Origin of the sequence: Streptococcus azizii, from assembly GCF_001984715.1 — a bacterium.
Taxonomy (GTDB): domain Bacteria; phylum Bacillota; class Bacilli; order Lactobacillales; family Streptococcaceae; genus Streptococcus; species Streptococcus azizii.
The window spans coordinates 48,578-62,403 of the sequence record NZ_MSPR01000010.1 but is presented as its reverse complement, the minus strand read 5'-3'; the positions used below and the strand labels follow the sequence as shown (position 1 = coordinate 62,403).

General features: G+C 41.9%; 14 protein-coding genes. 7 read left to right on the top strand and 7 right to left on the bottom strand.

Going from position 1 to position 13,826, the window contains the following annotated elements; all coding sequences use genetic code 11:
- Nucleotide 1: 1 nt before the first annotated feature.
- The gene (locus tag BVE84_RS06095; protein ID WP_076996174.1) at nucleotides 2-955 is read left to right on the top strand and encodes an ABC transporter permease; all 954 of its coding nucleotides are present in this window, start codon (nucleotides 2-4) and stop codon (nucleotides 953-955) included.
- A gap of 205 nt (nucleotides 956-1,160) precedes the next feature.
- Here BVE84_RS06095 and BVE84_RS06090 read toward each other — a convergent pair whose 3' ends face one another.
- Nucleotides 1,161-2,144, bottom strand: a complete 984-nt coding sequence (locus BVE84_RS06090) for an L-lactate dehydrogenase (RefSeq protein ID WP_076996173.1) — start codon at nucleotides 2,142-2,144, stop codon at nucleotides 1,161-1,163.
- Between the two features lie 191 nt (nucleotides 2,145-2,335).
- Between BVE84_RS06090 and gyrA the strand changes: the two genes are divergently transcribed.
- The 3 genes from gyrA to radC all read left to right on the top strand — a co-directional run bounded on the left by gyrA (nucleotide 2,336) and on the right by radC (nucleotide 6,947).
- Nucleotides 2,336-4,783 carry a DNA gyrase subunit A gene (gene gyrA / locus BVE84_RS06085; protein ID WP_076996172.1) on the top strand — a complete coding sequence of 816 codons (2,448 nt, stop codon included), beginning with the start codon at nucleotides 2,336-2,338 and terminating at the stop codon, nucleotides 4,781-4,783.
- A 6-nt stretch (nucleotides 4,784-4,789) separates the two neighbouring features.
- Nucleotides 4,790-5,536, top strand: a complete 747-nt coding sequence (locus BVE84_RS06080; RefSeq protein WP_076996171.1) for a class A sortase — start codon at nucleotides 4,790-4,792, stop codon at nucleotides 5,534-5,536.
- Nucleotides 5,537-6,266: 730 nt separating this feature from the next.
- Entirely contained in the window at nucleotides 6,267-6,947 is a 681-nt protein-coding gene (radC, locus tag BVE84_RS06075; RefSeq protein WP_076996170.1) for a RadC family protein, read from the top strand.
- A 6-nt stretch (nucleotides 6,948-6,953) separates the two neighbouring features.
- On the opposite strand, the gene BVE84_RS06070 is transcribed toward radC, so the two are convergent.
- The 6 genes from BVE84_RS06070 to BVE84_RS06045 form a co-directional block, all read right to left on the bottom strand.
- Entirely contained in the window at nucleotides 6,954-7,592 is a 639-nt protein-coding gene (locus BVE84_RS06070; protein WP_076996169.1) for a redox-sensing transcriptional repressor Rex, read from the bottom strand.
- 365 nt (nucleotides 7,593-7,957) lie between these two features.
- Nucleotides 7,958-8,170 (bottom strand): DUF4649 family protein, encoded by a 213-nt coding sequence (locus tag BVE84_RS06065; protein ID WP_076996168.1) that lies wholly within the window; start codon nucleotides 8,168-8,170, stop codon nucleotides 7,958-7,960.
- Nucleotides 8,167-8,520 (bottom strand): DUF1831 domain-containing protein, encoded by a 354-nt coding sequence (locus tag BVE84_RS06060; RefSeq protein ID WP_076996167.1) that lies wholly within the window; start codon nucleotides 8,518-8,520, stop codon nucleotides 8,167-8,169. The genes BVE84_RS06065 and BVE84_RS06060 overlap by 4 nt, the downstream gene beginning before the upstream one ends.
- Complete coding sequence (locus BVE84_RS06055) at nucleotides 8,520-9,641, bottom strand: cysteine desulfurase family protein (protein ID WP_076996166.1); 1,122 nt, start codon at nucleotides 9,639-9,641, stop codon at nucleotides 8,520-8,522. The genes BVE84_RS06060 and BVE84_RS06055 overlap by 1 nt, the downstream gene beginning before the upstream one ends.
- A 9-nt stretch (nucleotides 9,642-9,650) precedes the next feature.
- On the bottom strand, nucleotides 9,651-10,628 hold the full coding sequence (locus BVE84_RS06050; RefSeq protein WP_076996165.1) for a ribose-phosphate diphosphokinase: 978 nt from the start codon (nucleotides 10,626-10,628) through the stop codon (nucleotides 9,651-9,653).
- Between the two features lie 84 nt (nucleotides 10,629-10,712).
- The gene (locus BVE84_RS06045) at nucleotides 10,713-11,300 is read right to left on the bottom strand and encodes a CYTH domain-containing protein (RefSeq protein ID WP_076996164.1); all 588 of its coding nucleotides are present in this window, start codon (nucleotides 11,298-11,300) and stop codon (nucleotides 10,713-10,715) included.
- An 83-nt stretch (nucleotides 11,301-11,383) separates the two neighbouring features.
- Between BVE84_RS06045 and yjbM the strand changes: the two genes are divergently transcribed.
- Genes yjbM through BVE84_RS06030 form a run of 3 tightly spaced genes read left to right on the top strand, consistent with a single transcriptional unit; the run spans nucleotide 11,384 to nucleotide 13,753 of the window.
- Complete coding sequence (yjbM, locus tag BVE84_RS06040; protein WP_076996163.1) at nucleotides 11,384-12,055, top strand: GTP diphosphokinase; 672 nt, start codon at nucleotides 11,384-11,386, stop codon at nucleotides 12,053-12,055.
- Complete coding sequence (locus BVE84_RS06035; protein WP_076996162.1) at nucleotides 12,039-12,857, top strand: NAD kinase; 819 nt, start codon at nucleotides 12,039-12,041, stop codon at nucleotides 12,855-12,857. Before yjbM ends, BVE84_RS06035 begins: the two co-directional genes overlap by 17 nt.
- Complete coding sequence (locus tag BVE84_RS06030) at nucleotides 12,857-13,753, top strand: RluA family pseudouridine synthase (protein WP_076996161.1); 897 nt, start codon at nucleotides 12,857-12,859, stop codon at nucleotides 13,751-13,753. Before BVE84_RS06035 ends, BVE84_RS06030 begins: the two co-directional genes overlap by 1 nt.
- Nucleotides 13,754-13,826 lie beyond the last annotated feature (73 nt).

Sequence of the window (13,826 nt, the reverse complement as noted above, 5' to 3'; positions counted from 1 at the left end):
TATGAATCTGACAATCGTAACGCTGCTTGTTTCGCAAATGTTGATTTATTCAGCTCCCCTTATTTTTACTAGTCTTGGCGGAGTATTCTCTGAACGTGCTGGTATTGTCAATGTGGGACTGGAAGGCATCATGGTAATCGGTGCTTTTGCTGGAGTTGTATTTAATATTGAATTTGCCAGTATTTTTGGAAAGACAACTCCGCTGTTAGCTGTCTTGGTCGGTGGAGTAGCTGGCTTGCTGTTTGCGATTATCCACGCAGTAGCAACCATTCATTTTCGTGCAGACCATGTCGTATCAGGAACGGTCCTCAATCTACTAGCACCTGCTTTATCCGTTTTTCTGGTCAAGGTTCTGTACCACAAGGGGCAGACAGATAGCATTCCAGAATCATTTGGTAAATTTTCATTTCCAGTGTTGGAAAAGATTCCAGTCATTGGGGATGTGTTCTTTAAAAATACCAGTTTAATGGGCTATATCGCCATCGCCATGGCCTTTCTATCTTGGTTTATTCTTTATAAAACGAAATTTGGTTTGCGTCTTCGTTCAGTTGGTGAGCATCCACAAGCTGCTGATACATTAGGTATCAATGTATATCTGATGCGCTATGCTGGTGTTCTTATTGCTGGTTTTCTCGGTGGCGTTGGAGGTGCTGTCAGTGCCCAAACCGTTAATATTAACTTCTCAGCAACGACTATTGTCGGATCTGGCTTCATCGCTCTCGCAGCTGTGATTTTCGGTAAATGGAATCCACTTGGTGCCATGCTGGCTAGTCTATTCTTTGGTTTGTCTCAAAGTTTGGCAGTTATTGGCGCCCAGCTTCCAGGTCTTTCACAAGTTCCTACTGTGTATCTACAGATTGCACCTTACCTAATTACGGTAGTGGCCCTAGCAGCTTTCTTTGGAAAAGCAGTAGCACCGAAAGCAGATGGTATCAACTATATCAAATCTAAATAATAAAAATGGAGCTGAGCATCTTGCTCAACTCCTTCTTTTTATTTATTTTATACTCTTCAAATTTCTTCAAACCTCGTCAGCCTTGCCGTACTTTACGGAGGTCATTGGCTTTCTCCAGTTCGAGCTGCCACCTTCTATAGTCCTTAGAGGTATAGAAGCAACCTTGGGCTAGCTTCCTAGTTTGCTTTTTGATTTTTAGTGAGTATTAGTTTTTAACGGATGCAGCAATTTCTGGATTTGCAAAAGCATCGTCCATAATATCTTTTAACTGCTTAGCAGATGCCTGCATTTTTTGCAATTCAGCATCGTTCAATGGAATGTTGACTGGACGAACGATACCGTGAGCGCCAATAATTGCTGGTTGTCCGATAAAGACATCTTCAACACCTTCATATTGACCGGATTGGTAAACAGAGAGTGGTAGTACTGCATTTTCATCATCAAAAATTGCCTTAGTGATACGGGCAAGGGCAGCACCGATACCATAGTAAGTAGCACCCTTTTTATTGATGATAGAGTAGGCAGCATCACGAACAGATACAAACAAGTCAACAAGTCCTTGCTCATCAATATCACGGTTGTCTTGCAACCAACGTTCTAATTTCACCCCTGCAACGTTTGCATGTGACCATACAGCAAATTCAGAATCACCGTGTTCACCCATGATATAGGCGTGAACTGAACGTGCATCAATTCCGATTTTTTCAGCAAGTGCTTGACGGAATCGAGCAGAATCAAGAGAGGTACCTGAACCAATCACACGCTCTTTAGGGAAGCCTGAGAATTTCCAAGTAGAATAAGTAAGGATGTCAACTGGGTTCGCTGCAACGAGGAAAATACCATTGAAGCCAGAATTAACAATTTCGGTTACGATTTGTTGATTGATGCGAAGGTTTTTTTCAATCAACTGCAGACGAGTTTCACCTGGTTTTTGTGGCAAGCCTGCTGTCAAGACAACAAGATCTGCATCATGTGCATCAGAATAATCAGCAGAGTAGATTTTTTTAGGTGAAGTGAATGCAAGAGCGTGGCTCAAATCTTCTGCATCGCCTTGTGTACGATCTTTGTTGATGTCAACAATACCTAATTCTTGACCAATTCCTTGGTTGACAAGTGCATAAGCATACGCAGAACCTACAGCACCATCACCGACAAGAATAACTTTTTTATGTTGTTTAGTTGCAGTCATGTTCTAAACATCTCCTTAGTTTTATTTGGGGACTCACGTCCCAATCATCTATCATTCTAGCACTTTTTAGGTACTTTGTCACTTGTGAAAGACGCTTTGAAAATGTTTACATTACAGCTTGCCAGCAAGAAAATTTCTTCACAATATGTTATAATATAATAGATACTTTCTAGAGAAAAGAGACAGATTTAATGCAGGATAAAAATTTAGTAGATGTAAATCTGACTAGCGAAATGAAGACTAGCTTCATTGATTATGCAATGAGCGTTATTGTCGCACGAGCCCTTCCTGATGTGAGAGATGGTCTAAAGCCCGTTCACCGTCGCATTTTGTACGGGATGAATGAATTGGGGATTACGCCAGATAAACCGCATAAAAAATCCGCTCGTATTACCGGGGATGTCATGGGTAAATACCACCCGCATGGTGATAGTGCGATTTATGAGGCGATGGTCCGGATGGCTCAATGGTGGAGCTACCGTTGCATGCTAGTGGATGGACATGGAAACTTTGGTTCAATGGACGGAGACGGAGCGGCTGCCCAGCGGTATACTGAGGCGCGCATGACTAAAATTGCTCTTGAAATGTTGCGAGACATCAACAAGAACACCGTCAATTTTGCAGATAACTATGATGCTAGTGAGCGCGAGCCAGAGGTACTGCCTGCCCGTTTTCCAAACCTCCTAGTCAATGGTACTACAGGTATTGCGGTAGGGATGGCGACGAATATTCCTCCCCACAATCTTGGTGAGACGATTGAAGCGGTCAATTTGATTATCGATAATCCAGAAGCGACCACTCGGGATATTATGGAAGTCTTGCCAGGACCTGATTTTCCAACGGGTGCTCTTGTCATGGGGAAATCAGGGATTCACCGTGCTTATGAAACCGGGAAAGGGTCTATTGTCCTGCGCTCTCGGACAGAAATCGAGGAATACGGGAATGGGCGTGAGCGTATCGTTGTTACCGAATTTCCTTACATGGTCAATAAGACAAAAGTTCATGAGCATATTGTTCGTCTGGTGCAGGAAAAACGTATCGATGGGATTACCGCTGTTCGTGATGAATCCAATCGCGAGGGAGTTCGTTTTGTCATTGAAGTGAGACGCGATGCGTCGGCTAATGTTATTTTAAATAACCTTTTCAAACTAACCCAGCTTCAAACTAACTTTAGTTTCAATATGTTAGCCATTCAAAATGGCGTTCCAAAGATTCTCTCTGTTCGCCAAATCTTGGACGCATATGTGGAACATCAAAAAGAAGTGGTGACCCGCCGAACTCAATTTGATAAAGAAAAAGCTGAAGCACGCGCCCATATTTTAGAAGGTTTACTGATTGCCCTAGACCATATTGATGAAGTCATCAGGGTTATTCGTAACAGTGAAACCGATGCGATTGCTCAGGCTGAATTGATGAGTCGTTTTGCATTGTCCGAACGGCAAAGTCAAGCGATTTTAGATATGCGCCTTCGTCGTTTGACGGGATTGGAGCGCGATAAGATCCAATCAGAATACGATGAACTGCTTGCCTTGATTGCAGATTTGGCAGATATTTTAGCCAAACCAGCCCGTGTTGTCCAGATTATTAAGGACGAGCTAGAGGAAATTAAGCGCAAATATGCCGATCCTCGTCGGACAGAATTGATGGTTGGAGAAGTTTTATCACTGGAAGATGAGGACTTGATTGAAGAAACAGATGTGCTAATCACGCTGTCAAATCAAGGCTATATCAAACGTCTTGCCCAGGATGAATTCCATGCTCAAAAACGTGGAGGACGCGGTGTTCAAGGAACGGGTGTCAAAGATGATGATTTTGTTCGTGAATTGGTTTCTACTAGCACGCATGATAGGCTCCTCTTCTTTACTAATAAGGGCCGAGTCTACCGTCTAAAAGGGTATGAAATCCCTGAATATGGTCGTACAGCCAAGGGCTTACCAGTGGTGAATCTCTTGAAATTGGAAGAAAATGAATCCATTCAAACGATTATCAATGTGACCAGGGAGCAAGAAGAAGGGCATTACCTCTTCTTTACCACACGTCAAGGGATTGTCAAACGGACCAGCGTTGCCGAATTTGGTAACATTCGTCAGAATGGTTTAAAGGCTCTAAATCTGAAAGAAGATGATGAATTGATTAACGTATTCTTGACAGATGGTCAGACAGATGTTATTATGGGGTCTAAATTTGGCTACGCTGTTCGTTTCACAGAGACAGATGTCCGAAATATGGGGCGTATTGCAACTGGTGTACGGGGTATGCGACTCCGAGAAGGGGATTGCCTGGTCGGTGCTGCAGTTGTCTCAGATGACCAAGAGGTGCTGGTCCTGACAGAAAACGGTTTTGGAAAACGTACCTTGGCCTCAGAATATCCAACCAAGGGTCGTGGTGGTAAAGGAATCAAGACGGTTAAAGTTGCAGAAAAGAATGGTTACCTAGCAGGATTGACCACGATTTCAGGTGATGAAGATATTATGGTGATTACAGATACAGGGGTTATCATTCGGACAAATGTAGCCAATATCTCCCAAACGGGTCGTGCGACCATGGGGGTAAAGGTCATGCGCTTGGATGAAGAAGCTCGTATCGTCACCTTCGCCTTAGTAGATGCTGTAGATTCTAAAGATGTAGAGGAAGAGTAATTTTATATGACTAATCGTAAACGTTCTAGTAATAAGAAAACCAGTGGCATTTGGAGAAATGTCCTAGCAGCTGTCTTTCTCCTGATTGCCCTCGCCTTGATTTTTAATACCTCGATTCGCAATATGGTTATTGCTTGGAATAGTAATCGCTATCAGGTGACTAAGGTTACAGAAGCTGATATTGAGAAAAATAGGCAGGCAGAAACTACCTTTGATTTTGAACAGGTAGAATCTATCTCGACTGAGGCTGTTTTAAAGGCACAATGGGAAGCCCAAGAATTGCCTGTTATTGGAGGAATTGCGATTCCAGATTTGAATGTGAATCTTCCTATTTTTAAAGGCTTGTCGAATGTAGCCCTCATGTATGGAGCAGGGACAATGAAGGAGACTCAGGAAATGGGTCAGGGCAATTATTCATTGGCCAGCCATCATATCTTTGGAATTGCTGGGGCGAGCGAGACTCTCTTTTCACCGCTTGAAAAAGCGAAAGAGGGGATGAAGATTTATTTGACAGATAAGCAAAACGTCTATACCTATCTTGTAACAAGTGTGCAATCAGTTACTCCAGAAAGCGTCTATGTCATTGATGATGTTGAAGGTCAAACAGAAGTTACACTTGTCACCTGTGAGGATATTCAGGCAACGATGCGGACGATTGTCAAAGGGAACTTGGAAAGTGTCACACCCTACAACGAAGTTTCAAAAGATGTTCTGAAGCACTTTGAAAAGAAATACAACCAAGTTCAATTATAGGCTGCTATTATAGTACTTTTAGTACTAGGCAACGAGCTGCAGGTTGCTTCAACAGTCTAAGGACTGTTGAAGGTTGGAAATCATACTGACTATTGTCAGTAACAATCGTAGAGTACGGCAAAGCGAGTTCCAATAATCTGGGAGAGTGAAACAGTTCGGTGAACTGTTTCAGCCTGAGCCTAGAAATTTGAGAGCGAAGTAGGCAAGGTTGGAAATAGGGAAACGGAGTTTCTAACGACCACTTTTTTAATGAAAGGTTGTAGGCTGAAAACCTCCACTGGAGCTTTTCACTCATCGAAGTAATAGAAGAGACGCAGCTGTTTCAGTTTTAGTCAATTACAGCTGTGGCTACCTTTAGGTATAAACTAAATGACTATAACAACTGCAGTGAGCAAAGAAATAATAAGGCTAGGGAGGAATACCGATAACATCGGTCCTCTCTTTTTGTGTCATTGTATAGCATATAGGAGTCTTACGAAGAGAAATCTTTCATACTCTTCAAAATTCTCTTCAACTAGCTCAAGCGTCGTCTCACCCTGCTTCACGATGTCACTGGCTCTCGCAAGTTCTATTTTTGTCCCGTAGGACTATGAAGCAACCTTCGTCCTTATTTTCTGGTCTATTTTTAATCTTTATTGAGTATTAGAGTGTCTATGCCAAAATAAAATATTTGTGTGTGATAAGCCTAAATATATTTTTTACGAATAGATAGAGTAAGGAGGAAGAGAAAATGTATAAAATTGCATTTAAAGAGGAGTGTTTGTTACCGCGGGAGAGGTTGCTAGAGGTGGGAGCCGAGCGGCTCAGTAACCAAGAGTTACTAGCGATTTTTATCCGTACGGGAACCAAAAACCAATCGGTCTCTGTTGTCTCTAATAATCTATTAGCCAGGATTGATAATCTTGCTATGTTAAAGGATTTATCACTTGCAGAATTACAGGAGTTAGCAGGTATTGGTCAAGTCAAAGCGATTGAGATCAAGGCCATGATTGAGCTAGGAAGGAGAATCAATCAGTCGGAGCTAATTTTTGAAGAACAGATTGTTGGTAGCGAGTTATTAGCTAGAAGAATGATTCAAGAGCTGGGTTCTAAAAAGCAGGAGCATTTGGTTGCCCTCTATCTGGATACTCAGAATAAGATTATTAACCAGCGGACTATTTTTATTGGCAGCGTCAATCGTAGTATTGCGGAACCTCGGGAAATTTTGCATTATGCAGTTAAATATATGGCAACCTCTATCATTATTGTCCACAATCATCCATCAGGATTTGTAAAGCCCAGCCGCAATGATATTTTATTTACGGAGACACTAAAAAAGTCCTGTGATATTCTAGGACTCATTTTGTTGGATCATTTAATTGTTGGCCAATCAAGCTACTATAGCCTACGTGAAGAGAATCAATTAACTTAAAAAGGGTTAGCCCTTTCTCATGAAGTAGAGCAGGGTTTGTAACTCACTTGTCAAGTCGACATATTGAACGACGACATCTTTGGGAACAGAGAGATTGATGGGAGAAAAACTTAAAATTCCTTTGACACCTGCTCTGACAAGGCTATTGGTCACTTCTTGTGCCTTGCTACTAGGGACTGTTAAAATAGCTGTTTGAGCATTAGCTTCCTTAATTTTTTCTTCAATCTCTGAAATAGCATAAATCGGAACATTTTCATCGATGGTCCCCACTGCTGGATGCTGGTCTGCTTCAAAGGCCATTACGATTTTCATTTTATTACGTTCGTGAAAACGGTAATGAAGGAGCGCGCGTCCCATATTTCCGACCCCTATTAGCATCACATTGGTGATTGAATTATCGTTGAGGATATCTGCAAAAAAATCCATCAATTTTTTGACATCGTAGCCAAAGCCACGACGACCGAGTTCGCCAAAATAGGAGAAGTCACGGCGTACAGTAGCAGCATCAATTCCGATAGCTTCAGCAATTTCTTTTGAACTAGCCTTTTCAATATTTCCAGCATGGAATCGTTTAAATACGCGATAATAGATTGATAAACGTTTAGCAGTAGCACGAGGGATAGTAGATTTTTTTCCGTTTTTCACAATCTTTTCCTCCTTAGGGTTATTGATTCTATTTTAGTAAAAGTTTGTGAAAAAAGCAACAGATTGCGCCTAAAAATATAAGAACCTGTATGCACAGTTCGGCACTTCTATTTTATACTCAATAAAAATCAAAAGTAGACTAGGAAACGAAGGCGAAGGTAGTTGAAATAGTTGATAACTATTTCAAGTTGGAAATAAGAAAAGTCACGACTTTTCTCAATAGTTCCATCTTGTTTTAAGGGAACAGGCTGAAAACCTCCACTGGAGCTTTTCACTCACCGAGACGAGTTGACAACGTATCCTTTTGATTTTTAAAGAGTATTAATTGAACAAAGGCTGAGTACACCAGTCTCAACCTTTTTCTACTAATTTGTGGGATGTATTGTTTGTAAATAGCGATATAGGTCGCCAATTAACCCTTGATAGCCTAAGTCTTTGCCGTCTTGGGTGAGGGAGAGGACTTTGAGGTGATCAGGGAGAGTTACACAGCCAGAGAAGGCAAGAAGTAGAGCATCGAAATTTTCAAACCTTTGTGTTTGGATTTGTTGGTAAGAATTTTGATAACGTAACTCGATCATGCTGTCACACTTTCTTTTGTGAAAATGTCACGATCTACTAAGCTGTCCATGAGGAAATAAAATTTCTCTTGAATAACTGGATTTCCGCCTGCTTTAAAAATATCGACCAAGTGTAAACCTGACTTATCTGTGATATTGATTTTAAAGCCAGTTAAGTCCTTGTTGATGATGATTTTGAGGAGAAATCCCTGATTGGAATTAGGAATTTCTTCGAGCATACGGGTTAACTGATGGTTACCGATATGAGTTTGCTCAAATGTATTGTCGCGTAGGGTATATTTTTTTATCGCAGGACTAATAGAGTAGGTATAGTCACAATTTTTTAATGTTACAGATGTTGTAAAAGCCATTAGTAGGTGCCTCCGATTATTGTGTGTAGTTGCTGGACGAGGACATCAAGTTCCTCTTTGGTCGTTTCGTGTGACAGACTGATCCGAATGGATTCTCTTAGTCGCTGGGAGTTCTGACCATATAAGGCCTCAAGGACATGACTAGCTTGAATGACACCAGCTGTACAAGCCGAGCCACTCGAAACGGCAATTCCAGCCAAGTCTAGCCGCATGAGCAACTGTTCGTTGAGCTGGTTGGGAAAACCGATATTGAGAATATGGGGTAAGCTAGGTCCAGCTTCATTGAGATAATGGTCTATGGCAGTTAATTGCTTCAACAGATAGGTCTTTAAGTCAGCAACTATTTGAAAACGGTGCTCTAGCTGAGCAGTCTGTTCTTTCAGAGCTGTTGCCATTGCAGCGATTCCTGCTAGGTTCTCTGTACCTGCTCGGTGCAATTCCTCTTGTCTTCCACCGTGGATGAGCGAGTCAAAGTTGGCAATCCGACTGTAGAGGAAACCAACCCCCTTGGGACCATGGAACTTGTGGGCGGTAGCAGATAAGAAATCTATGCCCAGCTGTCTAGGTGAGATGGGAAGTTTCCCAATCGCCTGAACGGCATCGACATGAAAGACTGCCTGATGATTAGAAAGAATGTCCCCAATTTCCTGAATAGGAAGGAGTAGCCCAGTCTCATTGTTGGCATACATGCCACTCACCAAAATAGTATCCGGTCGCAAGGCTTCCTTAATCTGTTGGGCTGAAATCACTTGGTTGATGGGTTCAATATAGGTTACTTCAAAGCCGAAACGCTCTGCTAGGTATTCCATTGTATGGAGAACAGCATGATGTTCAATAGCTGTTGTAATCAGATGTTTTCCCTGATGTTGGTGGGCAAGAGCATAGCCTTGGATGGCGAGTGTATCAGCTTCTGAACCGCCTGATGTAAAGATGATGGAGTCTGATTTTACTTCTAGGGCTTGCGCAATATCTGACCTAGCTTGGCGTAAGACTGCCTGAGCCTTTCTGCCTGCCCAGTGAATACTAGAGGGATTACCATAGCATTCTTTGGAAATATCTATAAAAGTTTGAAGGGCAGCGTCTGACAAGGATGTGGTTGCTGCATGATCTAAATAAATCAAAGAGAACTCCTAATGATCGTTCTTGGGATTGGTAAAGTCAAAGAGTGGACTAACTGGACGGCGTTCATGGATACGAATAATCGCATCGGCAATCAATTTACTAGCGGTGATAAAGGCAATGTTTTTTGGTAATTGTTCCTTGCTAGCTACTGAGTCGGTCACAAGAACCTCCTTAATCGGTGCTTGGTCTAGGAGTTCAGCAGCCGTCCCTGCAAAGAGACCGTGGCTTGCAACGGCATAAATCTCTGTGGCTCCTCCTTCTTGTACGATTCGAGCAGCTTCTGAGAAAGTACGACCAGTATTTAGGATGTCATCGATCAAGATGGCCGTTTTTCCTGCTACATCCCCAATAATATAGCCTTCTGAGCGATCCGCATCATCTTGTGCATAATCGATAATGGCAATTGGAGAATTGAGATATTCTGCCAAGCCACGTGCACGTTTGATACCAGAATTTTTAGGGCTGACGATGACCACATCCTCCCCACACAATCCTTTTCCCATATAGTGTTCAGCAAATAGGGGAACTGTAAAGAGGTTGTCTACAGGAATATCAAAGAATCCTTGTACTTGAACAGCGTGCAGGTCAAGTGACAGCACTCGGTCAACTCCTGCTTTGACCAGCATGTTGGCAACGAGTTTTGCAGTGATTGGTTCACGAGGAGCAGCGGTACGATCCTGACGTGCATAGCCAAAATAGGGCATGACGACTGTGACAGAATGGGCACTAGCGCGTTTACATGCGTCAACCATAATCAATAATTCCCAGAGGTGGTTGTTAACAGGATAGCTGGTCGATTGGATGATATAGACATCTACCCCACGTACACTTTCTTCTATGTTGACTTGAATTTCTCCATCTGAGAATTGACGAGTGGTCATTTTTCCGAGGGGGATACCAGAAGCCTCTGCAATTTTTTCAGCAATTGCACGGTTAGCATTCAAGGAAAATAGTTTTATTTGTTTATCACCATAAGGTTGAACCATGATCAGAAATACTCCTTTTATTCGATAGTTCTATTTTATCAGAAAATCTCAAAATTTTCAGTAATGAAACTGATTTCTTTTATTTTATAAGTCTTGGGATACGATAGTGAGAGCGGCAGCTGTACGGGCAACTTTGCTGCTGGCATATTTAAAATCAATCTGGTGTCGTTTGAGATATTCTTCAAAGTCTATTTTACCCTGTTTGGCATCTGTCACCTCTATTTCTAATTCATAGTCTCTCTGATTTGCATACGTATTTTCATCAAGCGCCATTAGACCGATTTCTGTTTCTTTTTCATAACGATTAGTGGTGAGTTGCCCCCACACACTCAAGAGTTCAAGTGGAGTTCCAGTTTGTTGCACCAATCTTAGAATGTCCCCGTCAGGGAGCTGTCCCCTTTGGATAATGGTGTGTGCATGTTCTAAAGTTAGCTCCTGATTATACTCTTGATTGCCGACTTCCTGTGGAATTTTGAGAGTCAGTTCAGCTCGGTCTTTTAGGGTTCTAATGCGCAGAGAATAGCGATGTTTACGCAGGTTGAAAGTGGGGGTATCAATGTAATAGTTGGTCTGTTTGATGGGAGAAATACCTGGAAATTCGCTACTCAAGTGTTTAAATTCAGCCTCGGTTAAGAGTGTCTTGTATTCGATTTCTAAATGATTTTTTTTCATAGGATAAAACCTTTTCGTATGGTATAATAGTTCTTGTGTTATTTTATTATAAAAACAGGCATTTGACAAGAAAGGAGCAGGCCATGGAAATGAATTGGGAAGAGTTTCTTGACCCTTATATTCAAGCGGTTGGAGAATTGAAAATTAAACTGCGAGGTATCCGCAAACAGTATCGAAAAGTGAACAGACATTCCCCGATTGAGTTTGTGACAGGACGCGTCAAACCGATTGAATCCATCAAGGAAAAGATGGTGCTGCGACACATTCAGCTAGAAAATCTGGCACAGGATATGCAAGACATAGCTGGGGTTCGGATTATGGTGCAATTTGTTGATGATGTGGAAGAGGTCCTCGAAATTCTGAGAAAACGAAAAGATATGCGGATTGTTCACGAACGGGACTATATCAATAATATGAAGTCCTCGGGTTACCGTTCTTATCATGTCGTGATTGAGTATCCAGTCGATACCATTAACGGCAATGAAACAGTGTTGGCTGAAATTCAGATTCGGACCCTGTCCATGAATTTTTGGGCAACGATTGAACATTCTCTAAATTATAAGTATAAGGGGAATTTCCCAGAAGAAATTAAGCGACGCTTGGAAATTACAGCCAAGATTGCATATCAATTAGATGAGGAGATGCGCAAGATCCGCGACGATATTCAAGAGGCTCAAGCTCTATTTGATCCAGCCCACCGTAAATTGAATGACGGCGTAGGAAATAGCGACGATACAGATGAAGAATACAGATAGAAAAAAAATTGCTCTGCTTAGTAGTAAAAATCCCAAAAGTCAGGCTGTGATGCAGGAGCTGTGGAGAAAGCTGAAAGAAGCGCACTTTATTCTGACGCCGAAAAATCCAGATATTGTGATTTCAATCGGCGGTGACGGCATGCTTTTATCTGCCTTTCATAAATATGAAGCGAGTATGGATCGGGTTCGATTTGTCGGTATTCATACAGGGCATCTTGGCTTTTATACTGATTATCGCGACTTTGAAGTGGATAAGTTGATTGAGAATTTGAAATTAGATACAGGCGCGCGTGTGTCCTATCCCATTTTACATGTCCGGGTCAAGCTGATGAATGGGCGTGTGATTGTCATGCGGGCCTTGAATGAAGCCACGATTAAACGCTTATCCAAAACAATGGTGGCGGATGTTTTTATCAATCAGATCCCATTTGAACGCTTCCGTGGTGATGGTATTTCGGTTTCGACTCCGACAGGTTCGACAGCCTACAATAAGTCCTTGGGAGGGGCAGTCTTGCATCCGACCATTGAGGCTTTGCAGATTGCAGAAGTGGCTAGCTTGAATAATCGAGTTTATCGTACCCTTGGCTCTTCCATTGTCGTTCCGAAAAAGGATAAGATTGTCATTGAACCTAAGCATGATGATAAGTATTCTATTTCTATTGACAATCGAACCTTTATCTATGACAGTATTGAGCAGATTGAATACCAGATTGACAATAGCAAGATTCATTTTTTGGCGACACCGAGCCATACCAGCTTTTGGAATCGTGTCAAAGATGCCTTCATCGGTGAGGTGGAGTAATGCGCTTTGAATTTGTCGTGGATCAGCATGTCAAGATTAAGACTTTTTTAAAAAAACAGGATATTTCAAAAGGTTTATTGGCCAAGATTAAATATGAAGGCGGAGCAATTCTTGTCAATGGGGAGCCACAGAATGCGACCTATTTGCTGGATATTGGAGATCGCCTTTGCATCGATATTCCGAATGAGAAGGACTTAACAGGAAGGCTAGAACCCATTCTCCATCCGTTGGATATTGTCTATGAAGATGACCATTTTATGATTATCAACAAGCCAGCTGGTTTTGCCTCCATCCCAAGCGCCCTACACTCCTCCACGATTGCAAATTTTGTCAAGGGCTACTACATGGAACAGGATTATGCAAATAAGCAAGTCCATATCGTGACGCGTCTAGATCGAGATACATCGGGGCTCATGCTCTTTGCTAAACACGGCTATGCCCATGCTAGATTAGATAAGCAGTTGCAACAAAAGATGATTCAAAAGCGCTATTTTGCCTTGGTGCAGGGTCCAGGTAAGTTGGAAAAAACGGGTGATATTATTGCCCCTATTGGGCGACCCAAAGATAGTATTATTACACGCCATGTGACTCCAACAGGGAAGTATGCGCATACTTCTTATGAAATTATCCAGTCTTGGGGAGAGGTCCATCTGGTGGATATTCGCCTTCACACCGGAAGAACGCATCAGATTCGGGTACATTTTTCCCATATTGGTTTTCCTTTATTGGGGGATGATTTGTATGGAGGGAGCATGGAGTATGGAATAGAACGGCAGGCTTTGCATTGCCATCGGATTGGATTTTTCAATCCATTTTCGGAAAAAAACTTGATTTGTGAAAGCGATTTGACAAATGACTTTAAAAGCGTTATCATGAATTTGCAGAATAAAATTTAGAAAGATTTAGAACCTATATCTGTCAGTGAGATACTTGGGTCCGAGACATTTTTTCGCATACTGAGATAGTTTT

Coding starts and splice junctions, on each gene's coding strand:
- BVE84_RS06065 (WP_076996168.1), bottom strand. CDS start 8,170: ATGATCGAGTTACGTTATCAAAATTCTTACCAACAAATCCAAACACAA.
- BVE84_RS06060 (WP_076996167.1), bottom strand. CDS start 8,520: ATGGCTTTTACAACATCTGTAACATTAAAAAATTGTGACTATACCTAC.
- BVE84_RS06090 (WP_076996173.1), bottom strand. CDS start 2,144: ATGACTGCAACTAAACAACATAAAAAAGTTATTCTTGTCGGTGATGGT.
- yjbM (WP_076996163.1), top strand. CDS start 11,384: ATGGAAATGAATTGGGAAGAGTTTCTTGACCCTTATATTCAAGCGGTT.
- gyrA (WP_076996172.1), top strand. CDS start 2,336: ATGCAGGATAAAAATTTAGTAGATGTAAATCTGACTAGCGAAATGAAG.
- BVE84_RS06045 (WP_076996164.1), bottom strand. CDS start 11,300: ATGAAAAAAAATCATTTAGAAATCGAATACAAGACACTCTTAACCGAG.
- BVE84_RS06030 (WP_076996161.1), top strand. CDS start 12,857: ATGCGCTTTGAATTTGTCGTGGATCAGCATGTCAAGATTAAGACTTTT.
- radC (WP_076996170.1), top strand. CDS start 6,267: ATGTATAAAATTGCATTTAAAGAGGAGTGTTTGTTACCGCGGGAGAGG.
- BVE84_RS06080 (WP_076996171.1), top strand. CDS start 4,790: ATGACTAATCGTAAACGTTCTAGTAATAAGAAAACCAGTGGCATTTGG.
- BVE84_RS06050 (WP_076996165.1), bottom strand. CDS start 10,628: ATGGTTCAACCTTATGGTGATAAACAAATAAAACTATTTTCCTTGAAT.
- BVE84_RS06035 (WP_076996162.1), top strand. CDS start 12,039: ATGAAGAATACAGATAGAAAAAAAATTGCTCTGCTTAGTAGTAAAAAT.
- BVE84_RS06095 (WP_076996174.1), top strand. CDS start 2: ATGAATCTGACAATCGTAACGCTGCTTGTTTCGCAAATGTTGATTTAT.